Consider the following 20535-nt stretch of genomic DNA (forward strand, 5'->3'; position numbering starts at 1 on the left):
CAACCAGCAGCACGGAGCCCGAAGGCGCGAACGCACCCCAAACGGAGACGCCGACGATCAGCGGGCTCGCGCACCACCGGCGACAACGACCCCGAGAACTGGAGCACGGCACAGCCAAGACCCCCGCCGTCACCGGCCCCCCGCACCACCGGCGGCGCAAAATCCGAGATCAGAAGCAGGCTTCGGCCCAGACGCCGACGGCCGACAGAGCGCGTATACGACCAGCAGCACAGACCACGGAGCGAGAGCGCCCCCCAGCCGTGGTGCCGGCGGTCAGCGGCGACGGGCTGCCTGTCGCGGCGCGCGAAAGCATGCACGAGAAGGTCCTCATCCTCGATGCCGCCGTCCTGTGGCACGACTCGCTCAACCTGCTCGCCCATCGCGGTGCGACCGACCTGATGATGCGTTCACCGATCCGACGTCCTGCGAACGGGTTCCGCACATCGTCGAGCGCACCCGAATGGACCGGCCGGAGCGGGAGCGGAGGGCCCCGCCCTCGGCGTCTCGGGAGAAGCGTCGAGGAGGTCGGGGGCGCGCCGGGGGTCGCCTCTACCTCAACGTTCCGTACGACGAGAAGACGGGGCCGAGCGGCGGGTGAAGGCACGATGGGACCGCGATCGGAGGGCCCTGGTACGTCGAGGCCGACACCCCGAGGGTGCCTGACCGCCGGGGGGCGGGTCAGGGGCGGCAGAGGATCTCGCCGTGGAGAATGGTGAGCCAGCCGTCGTCGGCGGCGGTCCAGGTGCGCCAGCCCGCTGAGATGCGTTCGAGGTCGGGTCGGGTGGCCGCGCCGGAGGCGACGGCCTGGTCGGCCATCTGGGACTCGAGGATGCGGTCGGCCCACATGCCGCCCCACCAGGCGCGGTCCTCGGGAGTGGCGAAACACCAGGTGGACGCGGTGGGCGTGACCTCGGTGAAGCCGGCGCGGCGGGCCCAGGACAGGAGGCGGCGGCCGGCGTCGGGCTCACCGCCGTTGGCCCGGGCGACCCGCTGGTAGAGGTCCATCCACGTGGTGAGCTCGGACGACTCCGGATACCAGGTGAACGCGGCGTAGTCGCTGTCCCGGGCGGCGACGATGCCGCCCGGCCGGCATACGCGACGCATCTCCCGCAGGGCCTGCACGGGGTCGCCCACGTGCTGCAGCACCTGGTGGGCGTGGACGATGTCGAACGAGTCGTCCGGGAAGTCCAGGCGGTGGACGTCGGCCACAACGAAGTCGATGTCCGTGCGTCCTCGGGCGGCGGCCTCGGCGCGGGCGAGGTCCAGGGCCTCCTCGGTGACCTCGACGGCGGTGACGTGGCCGGGGGCGACGCGTTCGGCCAGGTCGACGGTGATGGTGCCGGGGCCGCAGCCGACGTCCAGCACCTTCATGCCGGGCCTCAGGTGCGGCAGGAGGTAGGCACAGGAGTTCTCGGCGGTACGCCAGCGGTGGGATCGCAGGACCGATTCGTGGTGACCGTGGGTGTAGACGGCGTCTTGAGGGGCCATGAGGGAACGGTAACAGGATCGCTCACATGATGAGATTCACATCTCACCATGTGAGATCAAGTGACATTGTGCAGGGTGAACGCGTGTCCACAGCGGGGCGTACGGCACGGTTGCAGCGGCACGCCCCGGTAGGAGTCGCAGTCGCATCGCGTGCACGAGAAGTCGCCGGGCTCGCCCTTGAATTCCAGCCCCAACTCCACCAGCCTGGACCGGGCATCGCGGATGCGCCGAAGGGCTGCGGACTCGGCCTCGGCGATGACCGCTCGCTGCTCGGGCGTCAGATCGTCGTTCGGGTACTCGGCCACGGGGATCGCTCCTGCTCCACGACGCGGTGTTCCCCGTGCGCCATTGCCCGGGCCACCTCAACGCAAGACCAGCCACCACCCAAATCCGGGCCCACCCCTCCGGGCAGCCAACGCCGCAGATGGATCCGGCCCATCAGGCGGCATCATGCGAGCCGATCCGGTCGCGATGGAATCGAGACCGTAATTCCTTGACCCGGCCGAGTCGGTACGGGCAGGGTCATCGCGGCGGTTTCCTGATCTTCGGGGGTCACGTATGCGTCGTGGTGTCGCACGGTTGTCGGTTGTCGCGCTGGTGCTGGGCTTCATGGCGCCCACGGCCGCCTCCGCCGAGCCCGCTCGGCCGATGTTCCAGGGCTTGGTGGCGGCCCCCGACCCCGCCAGGGACGACATGGTGCTCGCGGTCGGGCGGCTGGTGGTCCCCGGCACGGGAACGGCCGTGCCCGTCTCGGGGGTCCGGTTGATGGTGTTCTGCGATGGCCTGGGTGGCACGGAGGGCATGACCGACGCTCAGGGGCGCTTCCGCATGGCACTGTGGGTGCCGCACACGACCACCTGTGAGGCCGTTTCAGACGCGACCGCCGAGCACTCCTCGGCGCGATCGACCGTCCGAAACGTGCGAAACACGTTCGACGTGCGGATCGCGGTGACCGGGGGGGCGCCGCGTCTCAGGCCCTGGCAGACGGCGACGGTGAACGCCCGCGTACAGCGGCGGGAGGTGGGCGGCTGGGTCGACGCTCCGTACGGCACCTGGGTGGGGCTGTACGAGAACGGGAGCGGCGACCCCAACCAGCGCCATGTCGGCTCGGTGTTCCATCCCGGCCCCGGCGGGTTCACGACGAGGGTGACCTCCCATGGCTTCGGACCGCTCACGGCCCAGGTGCAGGGACATCATCGGCACGACGGGGCCACCGGGACCATCGCGCACGGCCAGTGGTCGACCGCGTTCCACGGACCCTGGCCTCCGATGACGCCGGCGTACCCGCACTTCGGCAGGAAGTACACCGTCTCCGCCCGCCTGATGAACGCGCGATTCAGCCTCGGCGGGATCCCCGGGGTCCCGTTGGAGCTCCAGGCGGGGCCCATGAACGGCGAGGGCCCGTGGAAGACGATCCGGCGTGCCACCACCGGCAAGGACGGGTCCGTGCGGATCACCCTGACCGCGAACAAGCGGCAGGACCTGCGTTTCGTCTTCCGGGGGAACGCCGCCTACGCGCCGGCGAGACCCAAGGTCATGAGCGTCTGGACCACCTACCAAACCAAGATCTTCAAGTACAACGCCGCGCCCGAGCCGGCTCGGAAGGGGCAGTGGATCACGCTGCGCGGACGGCTGATGCGCTGGACCCAGGCGTCCGGTTGGCGACCGATCAAAAGCCGATGGATCTCCGGCGCGTACCGCGTGAAGGGTGGCACGCGGTGGGAGGACAACTGCGTCAACGGAGGCGCGCCGACGGACTCCCAAGGCTGGTTCCGGCTGCGCTGCAGGGTCAGCAAGGACGCGACGTGGAGGGTGTACTCGCTGTGGGAGTACGCCGTCCCCCACCCCCGATCCCTCGACTTCCCCGCTCAGGCGTACGACTACGTCGACGTGCGGTGACGGGCGTCCGGGGCTCGGTCGTTCAGGTGGTAGGCGCGGCGAGCGTTGTCGGCGGTGAACATGCGGGCCAGGCGGGGGGCGTCGGACTCTGGCCAGGAGTGGTCGGCGGTCGCGTCCCGGAGCAGGGCGCCCACCGCGTGGCGGAACAGGACGGCGGCCAGGTGGTACAGCTCGGGCAGGCCGTAGGCGTCGGAGGAGTAGAGGAACTTGCCGAAGGGGGTCAGTTCGAGGGTCTCCTCCAGTAGGGCACGGGCACGGCGTCCGGTGTTGTGGGTGGCGAGGCCGACGTCGACGAACACGTTCGGGAAGACCTGCGCGAGGTAGCCCGCCTCCCGGTGGTACGGGTAGTTGTGCAGGAGCATGACCGGGGTGCCGGTGGGGGCCAGTTCGCGGAGTAGGCCGGTGAGCAGCAGCGGGTTGGAGCGGTGTACGTCCACGTCGTCGTCGCCGTAGGCCACGTGGAACTGGAGGGGCAGGCCGTGCTCCACCGCGCACCACACGAAGAAGCGGTGCATGGTCTCGTCGGCCACCCTGCGCACGCCGGACGACAGCCAGCGTCCGGCGGCCTCCGTCACCTCGGCGTCGCTCGGCCGGCCCTCCCGGAAGGCCAGGCCGACCCGGTAGGCGGCGATCGACTTGAAGGCGACGGCGTCGCGGGCCCGTGCGGCGAGCCGTTCCCGGAAGGCGTCCGCGAAGCCGGCGGCCGTGGTGCCGTCGGCCGCGATCTCCTCGGCGAGGGCCTCCAGGCGGACGACCTCGTACGCCGGGGCCCCGGCGAGTTCTCCCAGCTCGACGGGGGTGAGCAAGGGCTCCGGAATGCCGGTGTCGACGCACAGGGCCGCGAGCCCGGCCGCCCGGAGGAACCGGGTGTTGACCTCGTCGGCGCCCAGCTCGGCGCGTCGATCCAGGTAGTCCTCGGGGGCGGCGTGGACGGGCAGACCGAGCACCGGGGCGCACCAGCGGCGGACGGCCATGCCGATCTGGCTGTCGAACAGCGTGCCGCCGTACGGGCCCGCCCCCGAGCCCTCGGTCAGCAGGCCCTCGAAGGCCTCACGGTCCAGGTCTCGGCGGACCAGTCCGTGGCAGTGGTGGTCGATCAGCGGCAGCGACTCCAGGTAGTTCTCGTTCATCGGCCGTCCTCCGCGCTCGTCCGGTCACCGCAGCCCTTCCCCGGATCGAGGTGCGATACCGGGCCATGTCCGGCGACGTCGGTGGAACCACGGAACGGCGAAGGCCGGGCCGACGACGAAGGGCGCGGCGGGCGGCAGGGCGTCCGCCGCCTTCTGGGCCGGGCCGTCGAAGGTCTCGGGGACGGGCAGCTTGCCGATGTGCCGGAGCGGCCAGACGATGACGAAGGCGCGGCCGATCACCCGGCTCTCCGGAATGGCGCCGCCGCCGGGGGCGTCCGGGAACAGGCGCGAGTCCCTGGACACGTCGCGGTGGTCGCCCATGACCCAGAGCGACCCCGGGGGCACGACGGTCTCGAAGGGAAGGGCGGAGGGCCGGTTGCGCACCCCGGATCGCGGGTCACGGTAGAGGTAGGAGCCCTCATTCAAGGGGACGCCGTTGACGGTGATCCGACCTTGGGAGTCACAGCATTTGATGTGGTCACCGGCTATGCCGATGACCCGTTTGATGTAGTCCTTCTGACGGGGCGCCTCCGCGTCCCAGGAGTCGAGGCCGTTGAAGACGACGGTTTCTCCGCGCTTGATGTCGCGGACGCGGTAGACGAATTTGTTGACGAGGACCCGGTCCCCGACCTGGAGGGTGTTCTCCATCGAGCCGGACGGAATGAAGAACGCCTGGACGAGGAACACCTTCAGGGCGAAGGCCAGGAGCAGGGAGCCTCCGACGAGGACGGGGAGTTCGCGCCAGAAGGGCCGTTTCTTTTTTCGCGACTCTTCGTCGGGCGGCGCATTTCCGGTGTCGGCGTCAGAGCTCATGCCCCTCCGATCCGCAGGCGTTCCCCCGTCGAAGAGCCATGCTAACCGGAGAAACCCACATCCAGACCCCGGCCGTTCCCGACGGCGTCCGCGCGGCGGTCTGGAGTCGAGCCGCCCGAGCGGGGGAAGGGAAAGACCGACCGGGGAAAGCGGAGGAAGGGCCGATGGCCGGACAGCAGGAGGAGAGCAGGCTGACGGTGCTGCTCGCGTTCGCCGCCAACCTGGGCATCGCGATCGCGAAGACCGTCGCCGCGCTGGTCACCGGGTCGGCGTCCATGGCGGCCGAGGCGGCGCACTCCTTCGCCGACACCTTCAACGAGGTGCTGCTCATGGTGGGCCTGCGGCGCAGCGGGCGGCCCGCCGACCGGCGGCATCCCTTCGGCTACGGCAAGGAGCGCTACATCTGGACGCTGCTGGTCGCGGTCATGATCTTCGGGATGGGCGCGCTGTTCGCGTTCTACCAGGGTGTGGAGACGCTGCTCGGGCATCACGGCGGCGAGGTCGACCCGACGGTCGGCTACGTGGTGCTGGCGGTGTCGTTCGCGCTGGAGGCGGTGTCCTGGAGGCAGGCGATGCGCCAGGTCCGCCGGGACGCCCGCGAGCACGGGCTGCCGGTGCGCCGCTATCTGCGCGGCACCGACGAGCCCACCTCGGTCAGCGTGCTCCTCGAGGACTCCGCCGCGCTGATCGGCATCCTGTTGGCGTTCGGCGGGATGGGCCTGCACCAGCTCACCGGCTCGGCCTTCTGGGACGGCGTCGGCTCCGTCCTCATCGGCGTGGTGCTGACCGTCGTGGCGGTGCTGCTCGGCCGGATCAACCTGAACCTGCTCATCGGCAACCAGGCCGACCCGAGGCTGGTCAAGAGCGTGCGGACGATCCTCGGCCGCGCCGACGAGGTGGAGTGGGTGGTCGACATCCTCACCATGACGGTGGGCGCCGACCGGGTGCTGGTCTGCGCCCGCCTCGACTTCCGCGACGCGTTGACCTCCGGTGACGTCGAACGGGCCTGTGTCCGGCTGGCCCGCGAGCTCCGCGACACCCACGAGGAGGTCGACGAGGTGTTCCTCGAACCGGTCCCCCGCAACGACGCCGACCTGCGCCGCCGCGTCATCGGCCGCTACGGCCGTCCCCTTCCCCAGTGACCCGTGGCCAGGGGGTCACCGGGGAAAGGGGTCACGGGGTGGCGAGCGCCTCCGTCGGGGAGAGGCGGGAGGCGCGGACGGCCGGGTAGAGGCCGGCCAGGGCCCCGATGGTGAGGGTCGCGACCGCGCCGCCGAGCACCGCCCACGGCGGGATGATCGGCGGCCATCCCTGGGAGAGCGCGTACCCCAGGGTGACCAGGGCGCCCACGAGCGCGCCCCCGGCCCCTCCCAGGGCCGACAGCAGCAGCGACTCGGTGAGGAACTGGGTGCGGACCTGCCCCCGCGTCGCCCCCAGCGACCGGCGGAGGCCGATCTCGGGCCGACGTTCCAGCACCGAGATGACCATGGTGTTGGCCACGCCGACCCCGCCGACGAGCAGCGCCACCGCGCCCAGGCCCAGCAGCAGCCCGGTGAACGCCTCGCCGGCGGCCTGCTTGGCGGCCAGCGCGTCCGACGGGCGGGAGACCTGGACCTCGCTGGGGGCCTCCGGGTTGGCCGTCGGGCCCAGCACGGCGCGGACCGACTCGACCTGCGCGTCGTCCGACCGGGTGTAGACCGTGGTCGGGTGCCCGTCGAACCCCAGCTCCGACACCGCCGCCCGCCAGCCCACCAGCGCCCCCGTGTCCAGCTCGGGGGCCAGCGCGGCCGGCTCCAGGATGCCGATGACGGTGAACGGCTCGCCGCCGATGAGCACCTGCGTGTCCGGGTCCGCGTGGCCGATCCCGAGCCGTTCGGCGGTGGTCGCGCCCAGCACCGTGGCCGGGTACCCGCCCGTGGCGTCGTTCAGCCAGGTGCCGCTGCGCAGCCGGGCCCCGATGGCGTCGCGGACGTCGGTGCGGGCGGCGTACGCGGCCAGGCCGTTGGTCTGCGTCTCCGGGATCCGGCTGTTGCGGTAGATCTTGGCGTCGTCGACCAGCCCGATCGCCGACACCGTGCGGACCGGCGCGATCCGCTCCACCATCGCCTCCGCCTCCGTGGGGAGCTGGGCCTGCCCGCCCGTCAGGGTCGAGCCGGGCGTGACGGTGAGCAGGTTGGTGCCCAGCGAGTCGAGGGTGCGGTCCAGTTCGGCGCGGGACGAGGAGGAGATCCCCGCCACCGCGACCATCGCCGCGATCCCGATCGCGATGCCCAGCGCGGACAGGAACGCCCGCATCGGACGGGTCCGCAGCCCTACCGAACCGACCTTGACGACGTCGCGGGGGCCCAGCCGGGCCGGACGCAGCGTTCCGTCCATCACACCACCTCCACCGTGTCGAGGACCTCCGACGGGGAGTCCGACACCACCCGGCCGTCGCGCATCCGCACCTGACGCGGCAGGGACGCGGCGATCTCCCGGTCGTGGGTGATGATGACCACCGTGGTGCCGCCCGCGTGCAGTTCCCGCAGCAGTTGCATGACGCCGGCGCCGGAGACCGAGTCCAGCGCCCCCGTCGGCTCGTCGGCCAGCAGCAGCGGCGGGTCCCCGGCGACCGCTCGGGCGATGGCGACGCGTTGGCGTTCGCCGCCGGACAGCTCGTGCGGCTCGTGGTCCATCCGGTGCCCGAGCCCGACCCGCCGCAGCGCCGTCGCGGCCCGGCGGCGGCGCTCGGCGGGCCGCAGCCCCGTGTACAGGAGCCCGTCGGCCACGTTGGTCAGGGCCGGGGTCCCGGCCGCCAGGTGGAACTGCTGGAACACGAACCCGATCCGGCTCGCCCGCAGCGCGGACAGGCCCGAGTCCGACAGCGCGGCCACGTCGTGGCCGTCGATGCGGACGGTCCCCGAGGAGGGCCGGTCGAGGGTGCCGAGCACGTTCAGCATCGTGGATTTGCCCGACCCCGACGGGCCCACGATCGCGAGCAGCTCGCCCCGGTCGATGTGGAGCGAGACGCCCCCCAACGCGGCGACGCCGCCGGGATAGACCTTGGTGACGTCCGTGAGGGTGATCATTTCGGCATCCCCACGACCGTGCCCTCGGCGATCCCGTTGCCCGAGATCTCCACCCGACCGTCGGCGAACAGGCCGGTCTCCACCGGGACGTGGCTCGTGGTGGCCCCGTTGACGACCTCCACGCCGAACCCGCCCTCGCGCAGCGCCACCAGCGCGGCCACCGGCACGGTCAGGACGTTCTCGCGCTTGTCGGCGGTGAACTCGACGTCCACCGACGCGAGCGCGTACTCCTCCGCCTCCTTCTGCGCCTTGCCGGGCAGCTCGATCACCACCTCCACCTTGGTGGTCGGGTCCTCGCCCTGGGCGCCGGGGTCGATCAGGGTGGTGACCTCGTCGATCCGGCCCTCGATGGTGGAGTTGTCGGGCAGGGTCACGGCCACCTTGGCGCCCTTCTTCGCCAGGCGCTGGTCGGCGGCGTCGAGGTTCACCGTGACGGCCTTGGCGGTGCCGGTGTACGTCAGCACCTTGCCGCCGGGCATCAGGGCGTCGCCCTCCCCCGCCTGGATGGCGTCCACACGGACCGGCCCCGAGGCGAAGACGACCCGGCCCAACTCGACGACGCCGGTCTCTTCGAGTCCCTTGTCCTCCTGCCATTCGGAGACCGCGTCGGCGGTGTCGGCGGTGTACTCGTCGTCCACGGTGAACCCGGTGTAGCCGAGCTTCCGCAGGTTCGTCTCGAGCTGTTTCACGTCGGTGCCCTCGTCCCCCGACCGGAGCGTGCGGTACGCGGGCATCGACCCGTACATCAGCACCACGGGGTCGCCGTCCACCTCGTAGAGGGCCTTGCCCCGGGTGATGCGGTCGCCCGTCTCGGGCATCCGGGTGAGGGTGCCGCGCAGGCGGGCGCTCGCGGTGGCGGAGAGGCCGTGGCCGAGGTCGCCGTCGGCGGTGTGGGTGTCGGTGAGCGTCTGGCGGGTCACCTTGGTCGTGCTGGGCGGCAGCTCCCCGGCCTCGTCGGTGCCGGACGAGCCACCGCTGAGGCCGACCATGGTGGCGGTGACCCCGCCGACGCCGAGCACCACGGCCAGGATCGCCGCCCATCGGCGGCCACGGCCCTTGCGGCGGCGGGGCCGGGGTTCCTCGGGGACCGCTCGGTCCTCGGTGGCGACCTCCTCCATCACTGCCCGCCCTGCAGCATCTTCTGGCAGGCCTGCTGGGCCTTGTCGAAGTCGGGGTCGTCGCCGATGGCGTTGCGGTCGATCATGATGCCGCGCTGGCCGGGCTTGGGGTCGGGGAACTTCTCGACGCCGTTGTCGCGCATGCACTGGGAGAACGCCCGCGACCGCTCCTCGGCCTTCGGGTCCGAGCCGCCGGCGCCGTTCTGCTGCGGGTTGTACTTGCGGCATGCCTGCATGGCCTTGTCGACCGTCTCGCGCTTCATGCGCTGGTCGAACTTGAGCATGATGCCCTCGCCCGGCTTCGGGTCCTCGAGGGGAATGCCGTTCTCGCGCATGCACTGGGCGAACTTGACGCCCATCGCGTGCTGGTCGAGCTTCTCGCCGGTGCCGCCCGCGTTCTTCTGCGGGCCGCCGCCGGACGCGACCTCGTCGCCGCCGTCGTCCCCGCCGCATGCGGTGAGCGTGAGGGTCAGCGCCAGCGGCAGCGCCACCAGCGCACGGGTCAGTCCTCGCATCATGTCGTCCTCTCGGAGAGCCGGAGGGTGTCCGGCCGGTCGGGACGTGATGCAACTGGACGGGGCGTTTCCCTGATGTTTCCCCCCGTGCGGCGGTCCCGGCCCTGGTGGGCGGCTAACGGAAAGGAAACGGGGCTTGGGGGATCATGGGCCTCCCCGAGGAAGGAGGCGGCCGATGCGGGTGCTGGTGGTGGAGGACGAGCCGATGCTCGCGGACGCGATCGCCGAGTGGCTGCGCGACGAGGCGCACGCGGTGGACATCGCCCTGCAGGGCGACACCGCCCTCGAACGGCTGGCGGTCAACGACTACGACGTGGTGGTGCTCGACCGCGACCTGCCCGCCGTGCACGGCGACGACGTGTGCCGTGAGCTGGTGGACTCGGGCTCGCCGGTACGGGTGCTGATGCTCACCGCCGCCGCCGAGGTGACCGATCGGGTCGCGGGCCTCGGGTTGGGCGCCGACGACTATCTGACCAAGCCGTTCGCCTTTCCCGAGCTGGCCGCCCGCGTCCAGGCCCTCGGCCGGCGCTCCCGCCCGGCCGTGCCGCCGGTGCTGCGCCGCGCGGGCCTCACGTTGGACCTGGCGCGCCGCGAGGTGTTCCGGGGCGAACGGTACGTGCCGCTGGCCAAGAAGGAGTTCGCGGTGCTCGCCGAGCTGATGCGCGCCGACGGGGCGACCGTGTCCGCCGAACGGCTGTTGGAGAAGGCGTGGGACGAGCACGCCGACCCGTTCACCGGGGCCGTCCGGCTCACCATCTACAAGTTGCGCCGTAAGCTCGGCGACCCGTCCCTCGTCGAGACCGTCACCGGAGTGGGGTATCGGATCCCGTGAACGTTCGCCGACTGCTGCCGCGCCGGATCACCCTGCGGGCCCGGCTGACCCTCATCTACGGGGGGTTGTTCCTCGTCGCCGGAGTGGTGTTCCTGGGCGCCACGTACGCGTTGTTCAGCCAGCAGTTCGGGCGCGAGACCGTCAAGGTCCTGGCCCGCACCGGGCAGCCGCTTCCCGCCGGGACGGCCGCACCCCCGCAGGGCGTGCTGTACGGCACGAACGGGGATTCCCTGCCGATCGGCGATATGGACCGGCTGATGCGGGAGCAGAACGCCAAGCTGCGTGAGGCCGCGACCACCTCGTTGCTCACCCAGGGCGCGATCGCGCTGGTCGTCGTGGGCGGCGCGGCGGCCGCGTTCGGCTGGCTGGTCGCGGGGCGGGTGCTGGTGCCGCTGCACCGCGTCACCGAGACGGCCCGGCGGATCGCCGCCGCGCCCGCCGCCGACCGGGTGCTGCACGAGCGGATCGCGTTGGAGGGCCCCGACGACGAGATCAAGGACCTGGCCGCCGCCTTCGACACGATGGTCGAACGGCTGGACCGGTCCTTCGACGGCCAGCGCCGGTTCGTGGCCAACGCCTCGCACGAGCTGCGGACACCGCTGACGCTGGGCCGGGCGCTGGTGGAGCTGGCCATGCACCGTTCGTCGGCGTCCGAGGACGTCCGGCGGCTGGGCGAGAACCTGTTGGAGATCAACTCCCGGCACGAGCGGCTGATCAACGGGTTGCTGCTGCTGGCCCGTTCGGAGAACGAGATCAGGGACCCGCTGCCGGTGGACCTGGCCGACGTGGTCGGCCACGTGGTCGCGCAGACCTCCGCCGAGGCGGAACGGTCGGGTGTCACGGTGCGCGAACGCGCCGCCGAGGCGGTCACCATCGGGGACGCGCTGCTGCTCGAACGGCTGGTGCACAACCTGGTGGAGAACGGCGTCCGGCACAACAACGAGGGCGGCGGCCGAGTGGACATCGCCAGTCGCAGGCGGGAGGACGGCACGGTCGAGGTCGAGGTGACCAACACCGGACCGGTGGTACCGCCGTACGAGATCCCCGCGCTGTTCGAGCCGTTCCGGCGGATGGACGCCGATCGGCTCGTCACCGCCAAGGGGGCGGGGCTGGGGCTGTCCATCGTCCGGTCGGTGGCCCGGGCGCACGGCGGGGACGTCACCGCCCGGCCGCACGAAGGGGGCGGGCTGAGGGTCACGGTGACCTTGCCGGAGTGCGTGGAATCTCCGGTGCCGGCGCTTTCCTGACTTGGCCCACGATGGGGGTTGTGCGCCGAGGGGCCTGGGTATCAGCGGCGCATGCGTCGTTTCCCGATCGCCTTGGCCGTGGTGCCCGCCTTGATTCCGTTGTCGGCGAGCGCCGATGTTCCGAGGCCCGATTTCGGTCCGTCGACGATTCCCGGGCTGCGGGTCGTGACCAGTGGGCTGGCCGATCCCTATGAGATCACCTGGGGGCCCGACGGCTTTCTCTGGACGACGGAGAAAAGCGGCCGGCGGGTGCTGCGGATCGACCCGAGGACCGGGGCGAAGACGACCCTCCTCACCGTCCGGGACGCGGTGCACACCAAGGGCGGGCAGGACGGGCTGCTGGGCATGGCGCTCCATCCCGCGCTGCTGAAGGATCGTCGGCACGACCACGTCTACCTGGCCCACACCTACGACTCCGGCCGGCGCCGCCTCCGCACGAAGATCGTCCGATACACCTATGACCGCGCAGGTCGGCGGCTGCATCGCCCGTTCGACGTCATCACCGGGCTGGCCTCCTCGGTCGACCATCAGTCGGCGCGGTTGACGTTCGGCCCCGACGGCAAGCTCTATTACACGATCGGCGATCAGGGGGCCAATCAGCTCACCTATTACTGTCGCCCCAATCTCGCGCAGCGCCTCCCCACCGAGGCGGAGGTCCGTGATCGGAGATGGACGGCGTATCAGGGCAAGGTGCTGCGCCTCAACATCGACGGATCCATTCCCGGAGACAATCCGCGACTGGGCGGCGTGCGAAGCCATGTCTACAGTTACGGCCATCGCAATGCCCAGGGCCTGGACTTCGATCATCAGGGCCGGCTGTACTCCTCCGAACAGGGCCCCAAGACCGACGACGAGATCAATATCATTCGCAGCGGCGGCAACTACGGCTGGCCCCATGTCGTGGGTCACCGCGACGACAAGGCGTACGTCTACGGCAACTGGTCGGCGTCGCGCGAGGTTCCGTGCGCGTCGCTGACCTACAGCGACTATCGGATCCCCGCGCCGGTCCCCACGGCCAAGGAGACCGACTGGTACTCCTGGCGGTTCGTGCCGCCCGTCAAGACCTTTCACACGGTGCCGAGCGGCTTCGACTTCCGCGACCCCAAGTGCGCCGAGGGCGGGCTCTACTACGTCTGCTGGCCCACGATCGCACCGGCGAGCCTGGAGGCGTACGCGCACCGGCACGGCCCCGGCGGCTCGCTGCTGATGCCCACGTTGAAGGACGGCACGCTCTATCGCCTGTGGCTGACGGCGGACGGCCGTTCGGTGGCGCACGTCGGCCAGGTGGCGCGCACCATCGACCGGTACCGCGACACGGCGGTGAGCCCCGACGGACGCACGGTGTTCATCGCCACCGACTCGGGCGGCATCACCCGCGACACGCTCGGCGCTCCGACGACCGCCCTCCAGCACCCCGGCGCGATCCTCGCCGTCCCGCTGAAACCCTGATCCGCGCTGGTGAGGGCCCCGGGGCGAGCCGCTCCGGGGCCCTTCGACGTACCGGGCTTGACTTTGGAGTATTCCTACCTAAATTATAGGAAATACCCCGACCGCATCGATACCGCATCAAGGGATCACCATGTCGCTCTCCTTCGACCGCCGACGCCCCGCCCTCGCGTTCACCGCCTGCATGGCGGCCATGGCCACCACCGGGGCCACCGCGGGCTGCGGCTCCAACGCGGCGGCCGGAGGGGCGGGCGGCTCCTCCCAGGGCCGCGTCCCCGCCGTCATCAAGCTCAAGGACCCGGGCAACGCGGGCCCCCTGGCCTACGCCAAGCGGGAACGCATCCTGGAGAAGCGCCTCAAGCAGGTCGGGGCCCGGGTCGAGTGGGGCGGCACCTACGCCTCGTTCACCGCGACCATCGACGCCGTCCGGTCCCGTTCGGTCAACGTGCTGGAGGGCGCGATCTCGCCCGTCCTCGGCTACCTGGCCAACAGCGACGACATCAAGATCGTGTCGTTCAGCGACCGGGTCACCGACCCGAAGGCCCCGCACACCGACGGGCTCGTCGTCCCGCCGGACAGCCCGGCCCGTTCCCTCAAGGACCTCGTCGGCAAGCGGATCGCCGTCAACAAGGGCGGGCGCGGCGAGTACCTGCTGCTGCTCGCCCTGGAGGAGGCCGGGGTGCCGGTCGACCGGGTCCAGCGCGTCCACCTCAACCCCGATCAGGCCGCCTCCGCGTTCGCCACCGGCAAGGTCGACGCCTGGTGGGCCATCGTCCGCGCGTACCCGGAGGTCGTCGCCAAGGGGGCCCGCGTCCTCGTGCACGGCCGGGACCTGCCGGAGAAGGACCTCAGCATCATCGCCGCCCGCACCGAACTGCTCCAGCGGCACCCCAAGGCCGTCCGGGTCTACGTGGACGTCCTCCGCGAGCTGTACGCGGAGCAGCGGCGCTCGCCGGAGAAGTTCCAGAACGTGTTCCTCGACAAGGGCCCCACCGCGGTCAGCGGCCCCCGGCTCCAGGTCGAGTTGGACAAGGCCCGGTACGAGAACGGGCCCCGCTACGCCGTCGCCGCCGACGGCGCGTACGTCACGGCGGTCAACGGCGTGTTCCGCAAGTACGGCGTGCTCCAGGTGGACGTACGGCCCCAGGACGTCATCTTCGACCTGGCCCGGAGCGGGGTGCCGACGCCGTGACCCTCACCGAGGAGGCCACCGCATCGGTGACCGAGCTGCGCCCGCCCGGTCGGCTGGGCGTCCGCCGCCGGCCGCCCTGGCTGTCGGTCGTCCTCCGCGCGAGCGTGCCGCTCCTGCTGCTGCTCGCCTGGTGGTACGGGTCCGCGAGCGGGCTCATCTCGCCCGACGTGCTGGCCGGTCCCGGTGCCGTCCTCGGCGCACTGGGAGAGCTCACGGAGACCGGCCAGCTCACCGACTACCTGCTGGCGTCGGCACGGCGGGCGTTCCTCGGCGTGCTCGTCGGCGGCGGCGTCGGGCTGCTGCTCGGCGTGCTGTCCGGGCTGTCGGCGCTGGGCGAGGAGTTGGTCGACCCGGTCATGCAGATGAAGCGCGCGGTGCCGTTCCTGGCGCTGTCGCCGCTGTTCATCTCGTGGTTCGGGGTCGGCGAGACGTTCAAGGTCGTGCTGATCGCGGTCGCCACCGCCGGGCCCATGTACGCGTACTGCTATCTCGGCGTGCGCGGCGTGGACCGCAAGGTGGTGGAGGCGGCGCGCGGGTTCGGGCTGCGGGGGCCCCGGCTGGCCCTGGGTGTCGTCATCCCGACGGCGCTGCCCAACATCCTGATGGCGCTGCGGATCAGCATGGCGGTGTCGCTGACCGCGCTCATCGCCGCCGAGCAGATCGGCGCGACCGAGGGCATCGGCTACCTGGTGACGCTGGCGCAGCAGTACTACCGCAACGACTACATGGTCCTGTGCGTCGTGATCTACGCGGTGCTCGGGCTGGTCATCGACCTGGCGATCCGCGGTCTGGAACGGGTCGCGATGCCGTGGCGCGGTCAGGTGGCGGCCCGATGAGCGACCTCGCGGTGCGGATCCGCGGGCTGACCAAGGCGTTCGACGGCCGGCGGGTGCTGGACGGTGTCGACCTCGACATCCGACGCGGCGAGTTCTTCGTCCTGCTGGGGCCCAGCGGCACCGGCAAGACCACCCTGCTGCGCGTGCTCGCCGGGCTGGAGCGGCCCGACGACGGCACCGTCCTGGTGCCCCGCCGCCGCACGACCGTCTACCAGGAGCCCCGGCTCGTCCAGTCCCGGCGAGTGCTGGCCAACGTCACGCTGGGGCTCCCCCGCTCGGCCCGCGGGAACGGCCGTCGGGCGCTGGCCGAGGTCGGGCTCGCCGGGCACGAGCGGGCCTGGCCGGCGACGCTCTCCGGCGGCGAGGCCCAGCGCGTCGCCCTGGCCCGCGCCCTCGTCCGCGACCCGCAGCTCCTGCTGTTGGACGAGCCGTTCGCCGCCCTCGACGCGCTGACCCGGCTCCAGATGCAGCAGCTCGTCGCCGAGCTGTGCGCCCGGCACCGGCCCGCCGTCGTGCTGGTCACCCATGACGTCGACGAGGCCGTACGACTGGCCGACCGGGTCGCGGTGCTGCGCGACGGCGCGTTCGTCGAGGACCGCGTCATCGACCTGCCGCGACCCCGCGACCACGACCATCCCTCCTTCGCCGAGCACCGGCGGACGTTCCTGACCCGGCTGGGCGTCGTGCCCACCCCCCACTGAATCACCGAGGAGGTCCCCCTGATGTCGTCCCTCAACCGGATCTGGTTCACCCGCTGCCCCGTCCCCACCGCCAGCGGCCTCGCCCACAACCTGGGCTGGCTCACCGAGGAGTTCGCCGGCAACGGGCTGAGCGTCGGCGTGCTCCAGGACGAAGGGCCCGCGCTGGCGCACCATCACTTCGACCATCGGCTCGTCGGCCTGTTCAGAGAGGGCGGCAACGTGCCCGCCTTGGCCGCCCGATCGGAAGGGGCCCCGACACGGCTGATCGGGCTCACCTGGATCGAGGAGTGGCAGTCGATCCTGGTCCGCCCCGACTCCGGCATCATCGACGCGGCCGGGCTGCGCGGCGCTCGGGTGGCGCTGCCCGCATGGGCGGAGAGCCGGGCCAAGAGCTTCCCCCGGGCGATGGCCTTGCACGGGATCAAGGGGGCCCTGGGCCCGGCCGGGCTCACCCTGGACGACGTCTCGTTCGTCGAGGTCCCCGCCACGCTGTCGCCCTCGGTGGGGCGGCACGCGCGGACCCTGACCTGGCCGGGGCTGGCCGAGTTGGCCGCCGGGACGGTGGACGCCGTGTACGTGAAGGGCGCGCGGGCGGCCGAGCAGGCGTCGGAGTTCGGCGCGGTCGTCGCGGTGGACCTGGACACCCATCCCGATCCGCGGACCCGGGTGAACAACGGCACCCCGCGCCCGATCACCGTGCACGAGGAGCTGCTCCGCGACCGGCCGGACCTGGTGACGGGCTTCCTCACGCAGGTCCTGCGGGCCGCCGACTGGGCGGCCTGGAACCCGGCCGAGGTCCGCGACATCCTCGCCCGCGAGACCCGGTCGGGCGCGGGCGGCGTGGCCGTCGCCTACCGGGGCGACTTCCACCGCCGGCTGCACCCCGACCTGTCGACGGAACGACTCGACCTGCTGCGGATCCAGAAGGACTTCCTGCTGCGGCACGGCTTCCTCGCCGACGACGTGGATCTCGACGCGTGGGCGGCCCCGGAGCCGCTCCGCCTCGCCCGCGAGCGGCTGGCCGCCGAGCGGACGACCGCCGCACGGACGGCGGCGGTGGTCTGATGGGTGTCGACGTTCTGATCACCGTTCCCACGCGGGAGCGGGGCGGGCACCGGGCGCTGCCGGGGTTCGTCACCGACCTGAGGCCGGGCGCGTACGGGCCGTACGACCGGTTGGCGCAGGTGGGGCGGGCGGCGGAGATCGCCGGGCTCGGCGGTGCGTACGTGCCGTTCGATCCGGTCGGGGAGGAGTCCTGGGTCGTCGCGTCGGGCTTGCTGCGCGGCAGCCGGTTCCTGCGGGTGGTGGCCGGGTTCCATCCGTCCGTCGCCACGCCCGTGTACGCGGCGAAGGTGTCGGCGTCGCTCCAGCGGTTCTCCGCGAACCGGCTCGACTGGCGGCTCGACGTGGACCTGGACCCGGCTGTGGCGCGGGCGCAGGGCGACTTCCTGGAGGGTCCGGCCCGGTACGCACGGGCCGACGAGTTCCTCACCGTGGCCAAGGGCGTCTGGGATGAGGACGGCTACACGTTCGAGGGGCGCTTCTACGACGTGCTGGAGGGCGGGTTCGACTCTCCACTGTCCGATGGGGAGTTCCCCCGCGTCCACCTGTCGGGCACCTCGCCGGAGGCGCTCCTGCTGTCGGCCCGACATGCCGACGTCCACGTGTTCTCGTTGGAGGACGACCTCGACTCGGCCATCGCCGAACTGGAGGCGAGCGACCGCGACATCACGTACGCGTTGAGCCTGCCGGTGCTGGTGCGGGAGGACGACGACGAGGCGTGGGACGAGGCCCGCCGCCAGTGGATCGCCGCCGACCCGCCCGGCCTCGTCGGCTCCTACGCCACCGTCGCCTCGCGGCTCCGGGAATTCGCGGAGCGGGGTGTCACCACGTTCGTCCTGGACGTTCAGCCGCACGTCGAGGAGACCTACCGGCTCGGAGAGCACCTTCTCCCGCTGCTGGCCAAGGAGGCGGCGCATGCCGGTTGACATCTACTGGAGGATCGGCACCCACGGCGACCAGCCGTCGCTGCGCAGGCGGGTCGCCAGCCGGGGCGAGTGGGCCCCGATCGCGCCCGGCGGCATCGCCCCGGGCCTCCGGAACGGCGAACGCGACGGCTACGGCTACCTCGACCACATGGCCGACGTGGCGCGGGCGTCGGAGCTGGCGGGGTTCGTCGGCGGGCTGCTGCCGTCGTTCCCCAACACCGACGACCCGTGGGCGGCGGCGGCGAGCCTGGCCCGGGAGACCACCACCTACCGCTTCATGATCGCCTTCCAGCCGGGCTTCCTGCATCCCGTGCAGGCCGCGCGGATGTCGGCGAGCCTCCAGCGGGCCACCGGCGGTCGGGTGGTCTACAACATCATCTCCGGCGGCGGCGGACCCGCCCAACTCTGGTGGGGCGACAAGGTCGCGCACGACGACCGGTACGCCCGGACCTCGGAGTTCCTCGACGTCGTCAAGGGCGTGTGGGCGGGCGGGCCGTTCTCCCATGACGGGCGTTTCTACCGCGTCGCCGGTGCCGGGCTGCCGGACCATCTGGTCGGGCAGCCGTTCCCGGAGATCTACTTCTCCGGCTCCTCCCCGGCTGCGATCCGGGCGGCGGGACGGCACGCCGACCACTACCTGTCGTGGCTGGAGCCGTTCGAACCCTTGGCGGAGAAGTTCGACCAGGTCCGCGCGCACAGCGTGGGCCGTTCGCCTCGGTTCGCCGTCCGCATCGACGTCCTCGCGCGGGAGACCGAGGAGGCCGCCTGGGACGAGATCCGGCGCGGCTGGTCCAACGTCGACCCGTCGGTGCTGCAGGACGCGACCGGCGACTCCATCGGGTGGCAGCGCAGCCGGTCGTTCGTCACCGGGAAGATCACCGGATACCGCGACCTGGAGGTCCAGCCCAACGTCTGGGGCGGCTTCCACCTGTTGCGCGGCGGCCCCGCCTTCGGCCTGGTGGGCAGCTACCGCCAGGTCGCCGCCCGCCTCGACGAGCTGATCGCGCTCGGCGTCGACGCGTTCATCCTCGCCGGCGTGCCGCACCTGGAGGAGGCCCTCCGGGTCGGCGACCACGTCCTCCCCCTGCTGCGCGTCCCCGTCACCACCGCGAAAGGAACCCTCTGATGGCCCTGCGAGTCGGATATTTCCCGAGCAACAACTCCCTGTGGGTGCTGCGGCATCGCGGCATCCTGGAACGCACCATCCCGGACGTGGAATGGGTGGACCTGCGCACGCTCCCCCCAGGTGACCGGCCCGCCCCCACCGAGGGGCTGCCCACGCTGCACGGCGACCACCTGTTCGACGGGGGGTACGACTTCATCGGCACCGGCTCCACCCCGCCCGTCACCGCGCAGGCCAAGGGCCACGACATCGCGTACGTCGCGATCTCCGGCCCCCGGCACGAGAACGGCCGCCTGATCGCGCGGGAGGACTCCGGCATCACCTCGCCCGCCGACCTGAAGGGCCGCCGCGTCGCCCTGGGCCACGGCTCCTGGCAGACCACGCTGCTGCTGTTCGCGCTCGACGGCGCGGGCCTGACCTGGAACGACATCGAGCCGGTGGACGCCGGACCGGACGCCGCCGACCTGTTCCTCGACGGCAAGGTGGACGCGTGGGTCGGCTCCTACCCGCACCTGAGCCGCGTCGAGTCGGAGGCTTCCGTCCGGACCCTGGTCGAGACCGACGGCCTGTTCAGCCACCGGTCCCTGTGGTTCACCCGCCGCGACTTCGCCGAACGACGCCGCGACGAGCTGGCCGCGATCGTGTCGGCGCTCCAGGAGTCCGACGCCTGGATCCGCGAGAACCCCCGCGAGGCCGCCGCCCTGTTCGCCGCCGACGACGGCGGCTCCGTGGACGCCTGGGCGAACGCCCTACGCCGCCGCCCCTTCGGCCTCCGCCCGGTGACCGACGAGTTCGTCGCCGAACAGCAACGCGCCGCCGACCTCTTCCACGCCAACGGCCTCGTCGACCGCCACGTCACCGTCGCCGACGCCGTCCTCCCCGACCTCGCCACACTGGTCGCCCCCGCCCACTGAGCCCCGCCTTCTCGCCCTCGGCCCGGACGACCCGCCCCGTCCGGTCCGAGGGCCGTCGGTGCCGTACGCCGGCCCCTGGCCCTGACCTGGGGCTTTGTGGCGCGTCCGGGGGCTTCGTTCCGCTCGGTTGAACGCGTGATTGAACGTGTTGCGATCTTGAAGTTACGGTGAGTCGCCGAACAAGATCGACGAATGGGGTGCCGTGCGGAACAGGTCGGGTAAGGC

20 protein-coding genes are annotated in these 20535 nt (G+C 71.8%); 12 read left to right on the plus strand and 8 right to left on the minus strand.

Annotation, left to right across the window (positions count from 1 at the left end; translation table 11 throughout):
• Nucleotides 1–678: 678 nt before the first annotated feature.
• Nucleotides 679–1488 (minus strand): class I SAM-dependent methyltransferase, encoded by an 810-nt coding sequence (locus DFJ69_RS11340; RefSeq protein WP_116022441.1) that lies wholly within the window; start codon nucleotides 1486–1488, stop codon nucleotides 679–681.
• A gap of 56 nt (nucleotides 1489–1544) precedes the next feature.
• Nucleotides 1545–1793 (minus strand): hypothetical protein, encoded by a 249-nt coding sequence (locus tag DFJ69_RS11345; RefSeq protein ID WP_116022442.1) that lies wholly within the window; start codon nucleotides 1791–1793, stop codon nucleotides 1545–1547.
• A gap of 274 nt (nucleotides 1794–2067) precedes the next feature.
• On the opposite strand from DFJ69_RS11345, the gene DFJ69_RS11350 reads away from it, so the two are divergent.
• Complete coding sequence (locus DFJ69_RS11350; protein WP_116022443.1) at nucleotides 2068–3387, plus strand: hypothetical protein; 1320 nt, start codon at nucleotides 2068–2070, stop codon at nucleotides 3385–3387.
• Here the strand turns inward: DFJ69_RS11350 and DFJ69_RS11355 are convergent.
• Both DFJ69_RS11355 and lepB read right to left on the minus strand, forming a co-directional pair.
• Nucleotides 3369–4517, minus strand: a complete 1149-nt coding sequence (locus tag DFJ69_RS11355) for an amidohydrolase family protein (protein ID WP_116022444.1) — start codon at nucleotides 4515–4517, stop codon at nucleotides 3369–3371. The genes DFJ69_RS11350 and DFJ69_RS11355 overlap by 19 nt on opposite strands.
• A 24-nt stretch (nucleotides 4518–4541) precedes the next feature.
• Complete coding sequence (gene lepB, locus DFJ69_RS11360; RefSeq protein WP_116022445.1) at nucleotides 4542–5330, minus strand: signal peptidase I; 789 nt, start codon at nucleotides 5328–5330, stop codon at nucleotides 4542–4544.
• Nucleotides 5331–5494: 164 nt separating this feature from the next.
• On the opposite strand from lepB, the gene DFJ69_RS11365 reads away from it, so the two are divergent.
• Entirely contained in the window at nucleotides 5495–6472 is a 978-nt protein-coding gene (locus DFJ69_RS11365) for a cation diffusion facilitator family transporter (protein WP_116022446.1), read from the plus strand.
• Between the two features lie 31 nt (nucleotides 6473–6503).
• On the opposite strand, the gene DFJ69_RS11370 is transcribed toward DFJ69_RS11365, so the two are convergent.
• Genes DFJ69_RS11370 through DFJ69_RS11385 form a run of 4 tightly spaced genes read right to left on the minus strand, consistent with a single transcriptional unit; the run spans nucleotide 6504 to nucleotide 10034 of the window.
• Nucleotides 6504–7706: an ABC transporter permease gene (locus DFJ69_RS11370; RefSeq protein ID WP_116022447.1), complete on the minus strand. Its 1203-nt coding sequence runs from the start codon at nucleotides 7704–7706 to the stop codon at nucleotides 6504–6506.
• Complete coding sequence (locus DFJ69_RS11375; RefSeq protein WP_116022448.1) at nucleotides 7706–8398, minus strand: ABC transporter ATP-binding protein; 693 nt, start codon at nucleotides 8396–8398, stop codon at nucleotides 7706–7708. Before DFJ69_RS11375 ends, DFJ69_RS11370 begins: the two co-directional genes overlap by 1 nt.
• Nucleotides 8395–9516 (minus strand): efflux RND transporter periplasmic adaptor subunit, encoded by a 1122-nt coding sequence (locus tag DFJ69_RS11380; RefSeq protein WP_116022449.1) that lies wholly within the window; start codon nucleotides 9514–9516, stop codon nucleotides 8395–8397. The genes DFJ69_RS11375 and DFJ69_RS11380 overlap by 4 nt, the downstream gene beginning before the upstream one ends.
• On the minus strand, nucleotides 9516–10034 hold the full coding sequence (locus DFJ69_RS11385) for a hypothetical protein (RefSeq protein WP_211328590.1): 519 nt from the start codon (nucleotides 10032–10034) through the stop codon (nucleotides 9516–9518). The genes DFJ69_RS11380 and DFJ69_RS11385 overlap by 1 nt, the downstream gene beginning before the upstream one ends.
• 172 nt (nucleotides 10035–10206) lie before the next feature.
• On the opposite strand from DFJ69_RS11385, the gene DFJ69_RS11390 reads away from it, so the two are divergent.
• The 10 genes from DFJ69_RS11390 (at nucleotide 10207) to DFJ69_RS11435 (ending at nucleotide 20310) form a co-directional block, all read left to right on the plus strand.
• Nucleotides 10207–10863, plus strand: a complete 657-nt coding sequence (locus DFJ69_RS11390; protein WP_116022451.1) for a response regulator transcription factor — start codon at nucleotides 10207–10209, stop codon at nucleotides 10861–10863.
• On the plus strand, nucleotides 10860–12110 hold the full coding sequence (locus tag DFJ69_RS11395; RefSeq protein ID WP_116022452.1) for a sensor histidine kinase: 1251 nt from the start codon (nucleotides 10860–10862) through the stop codon (nucleotides 12108–12110). Before DFJ69_RS11390 ends, DFJ69_RS11395 begins: the two co-directional genes overlap by 4 nt.
• 51 nt (nucleotides 12111–12161) lie before the next feature.
• A complete protein-coding gene (locus DFJ69_RS11400; protein ID WP_116022453.1) occupies nucleotides 12162–13559 on the plus strand; it encodes a glucose/sorbosone family PQQ-dependent dehydrogenase in 1398 nt (465 codons plus the stop codon).
• A gap of 130 nt (nucleotides 13560–13689) precedes the next feature.
• Entirely contained in the window at nucleotides 13690–14748 is a 1059-nt protein-coding gene (locus DFJ69_RS11405) for an NrtA/SsuA/CpmA family ABC transporter substrate-binding protein (RefSeq protein WP_116022454.1), read from the plus strand.
• A complete protein-coding gene (locus DFJ69_RS11410) occupies nucleotides 14745–15584 on the plus strand; it encodes an ABC transporter permease (RefSeq protein WP_116022455.1) in 840 nt (279 codons plus the stop codon). Before DFJ69_RS11405 ends, DFJ69_RS11410 begins: the two co-directional genes overlap by 4 nt.
• The gene (locus tag DFJ69_RS11415; RefSeq protein ID WP_116022456.1) at nucleotides 15581–16285 is read left to right on the plus strand and encodes an ABC transporter ATP-binding protein; all 705 of its coding nucleotides are present in this window, start codon (nucleotides 15581–15583) and stop codon (nucleotides 16283–16285) included. Before DFJ69_RS11410 ends, DFJ69_RS11415 begins: the two co-directional genes overlap by 4 nt.
• Before the next feature lie 21 nt (nucleotides 16286–16306).
• Entirely contained in the window at nucleotides 16307–17350 is a 1044-nt protein-coding gene (locus DFJ69_RS11420) for an ABC transporter substrate-binding protein (RefSeq protein ID WP_116022457.1), read from the plus strand.
• Nucleotides 17350–18273 (plus strand): LLM class flavin-dependent oxidoreductase, encoded by a 924-nt coding sequence (locus tag DFJ69_RS11425; protein ID WP_116022458.1) that lies wholly within the window; start codon nucleotides 17350–17352, stop codon nucleotides 18271–18273. The genes DFJ69_RS11420 and DFJ69_RS11425 overlap by 1 nt, the downstream gene beginning before the upstream one ends.
• Nucleotides 18263–19399 (plus strand): LLM class flavin-dependent oxidoreductase, encoded by a 1137-nt coding sequence (locus DFJ69_RS11430; protein WP_116022459.1) that lies wholly within the window; start codon nucleotides 18263–18265, stop codon nucleotides 19397–19399. Before DFJ69_RS11425 ends, DFJ69_RS11430 begins: the two co-directional genes overlap by 11 nt.
• Nucleotides 19399–20310 carry an ABC transporter substrate-binding protein gene (locus tag DFJ69_RS11435; protein WP_116022460.1) on the plus strand — a complete coding sequence of 304 codons (912 nt, stop codon included), beginning with the start codon at nucleotides 19399–19401 and terminating at the stop codon, nucleotides 20308–20310. Before DFJ69_RS11430 ends, DFJ69_RS11435 begins: the two co-directional genes overlap by 1 nt.
• The last annotated feature ends 225 nt before the right edge of the window (nucleotides 20311–20535 follow it).

It is taken from the genome of Thermomonospora umbrina, assembly GCF_003386555.1.
In the GTDB taxonomy this organism is placed as follows: Bacteria; Actinomycetota; Actinomycetes; order Streptosporangiales; family Streptosporangiaceae; genus Thermomonospora; species Thermomonospora umbrina.